The following is a 2,226-nucleotide window of genomic DNA, read 5'->3' as shown; positions in this document are numbered from 1 at the left end:
GGCTGGACCAAGTCCCTCATCAGTGTGGTGGCAGCGGAATCCTCTTGAGAGTGTGCCGTCGGGTCTCCCAAGGGCGGAGGCTCGCTGCCACGACTCGTCCCGGCAGTGCTGCGCCGTAGAAGATCAGCGGGAGCGGGGCTGGGAGAAGAGGACGCACTCGCGCTGTGCTGCGCCCAACGGTGGCGGAGCCCCGGCCGACCACCGAGCGCCTCCCCCACACCACCTCGCCAGGTGGTCGGCGGGCTCCGATCTGGGAGCCTGGGACCGAGCGTGTCAGGGGCGGTATCAGGCGAACGACGGAGCCGCGAACAGTCGACGTCCAGCACGTGTCGCCTCACTCAGCGGCGGACCCAGACACGGGGCGAGGCCCCCTTCCGCGCCCACGGGGGTAGGCAAACCCTGGCTCGCAGCGGAGAGGCTACTCGCGCTGTCCCCTCCACGGGGGACACGGCTTGGAGTGCGCCGTCAGCGGGCTTCAGAGCACTTGCAGGGACGTTCGCCCCTTCCGGCGGGCAAGGCGCGGGCCGATGGTGCAACAAGACGGCGGCCAAGGGGGTGCGTCGATCGTGATCTACGTATTGCTGACGTTGTACGTCCTATGGGTGGCCTCGTGAGTGGTGGCCTTGTGCGGTTCTGGGACCGGGGGCGTCCGGTCCAGTGGCCGCTATTCCCATGGGCGAATTGGGGGGAGCATTCACCTCATCACCATCATCGCCTCGCACACCGCTAGCAGTTCGGGGTTCGCTGTCGCGTCCGGTGGAGTCCGCAACGGACTCTCGCCAGAGGCGTCTTCGTACAGGGGAATGCCATGAGCGATCTTGACTCGCCACAGGCACCACCGGGCTGGTACTCGCACGGGGACGGTCGTCAGTACGGGGACGGCGCGCACTGGCTCAGAGAGGTTCAAACAGGTGCGGCATGCAGGAGGTCCCCCCTCAGCCCGTTGGGAACGTAAACGTCTGGCAGCCACCCGCGCCAACGAACGGTGGCGTGACCGCCGCCGGAGCGGTCGATGAGCCGACCCTCCCGCCGCCCCCGCCGAGCCCTGCGTACGGGTACGCGCCACAGCCGTACCCGCCGGTGTACGGCTACGCCGCGCCGCCGCCGTACCCCTACGCGCAGCCCCAGCAGCGCAGGTACAACGGCTTCGCGATCTCATCGTGTGTGCTGAGACTGATCTGGATCTACGGGATCGGCTCGATCCTGGCGCTGGTGTTCGGCTGCATCGCCCGACGGCAGATCCGAGACACAGGCGACAACGGTGGCGGGCTGGCCATCGCGGGGATCGTGCTGGGCTGGCTCGGAGCGGCTTTCATGGTGCTCGCGATCATCGGGTTGGCCTTGTCCAGCAGCACCCCGTCCTACGGTCTTTGATGCGCCTACTCGAGCGAGGGACCTGCCGGGTCTGCAGCGCGCGCCGTGACGGGATCTGCGAAGGACGGACCGGAAGTGCAAGAGCAAGCCAACTGCCCGGGTTGGCCGCTTCCGGGAGTCAGCGGTCAGTCAGGACCGGAGCCTCTGGCGAGACCGGTGTCGGACGGAGACTCTGGAATCGAGCGAAGCGGCCTTCTGTCAGGAGGTGGGGTCAATGACCACTCAGAGTCCGATCCGCCCGGCGAACGATCAACTGGTGCAGGATTCTGGACCGCCGCCTCCGCCCAAGTGGCGAGAACGGCTGGGTCGCATTGTGTCGTCGATCGGCGACTTCGTTGTGGCCATGCGAGACGCGGAAGCGCGGACCATGCCCAGGTCGGGGAAGATCCCTCCGTTTCCGCGCAGTTGATCGCCCCCGACACTTGCGCAGAGTGCGGGTCCCTGAAGTTGTGCCACTGGCGCTCACGCTAGGAGAGCCGGGGCACGACGACGCACCGCTCGTTTAGCGGTGTCTCCGTCGCCTCCGAGATCCCGACCAAGGCGCTCACCTCGCTATGGGCGGTGAGGTCGGCCAACGTCTGTTCCACCAGTTGACGGTCGGCCTGTTCCTTGAGCCTGCTGCGAGCGGCCCGATGCAACGGGGTCAGCGCCTCCACAGGGGCACCGGCGTCGTTCAACACCTGGTGCACACGTGCCCAGGACATCCCAAGGCCCCGGCCGATATGTGCGAGGGTCTCTCCGGAGACGTATCGGTCGACCCGTGGCCGTGTCAACTCGATTTGGCCCCGCTGTGACGGTTTGAAGTGGCCCCACCTTGTTGTCGTTGGGTGCGGGCGTGGGCGAGTCGGTAGC

1 protein-coding gene is annotated in these 2,226 nt (G+C 67.3%); it reads left to right on the top strand.

Annotated elements, in window-relative coordinates:
* The first annotated feature begins 990 nt into the window (after positions 1 to 990).
* Positions 991 to 1,374, top strand: coding sequence for a DUF4190 domain-containing protein (locus tag VIM19_05750; protein ID HEY5184402.1), 384 nt, complete (start codon positions 991 to 993; stop codon positions 1,372 to 1,374).
* The last annotated feature ends 852 nt before the right edge of the window (positions 1,375 to 2,226 follow it).

The sequence above is a fragment of the Actinomycetes bacterium genome (genome assembly GCA_036510875.1).
In the GTDB taxonomy this organism is placed as follows: Bacteria; Actinomycetota; Actinomycetes; order Prado026; family Prado026; genus DATCDE01.
Note: the sequence above shows the minus strand (reverse complement) of the source record. Positions and strands in the feature narration are given on the sequence as shown.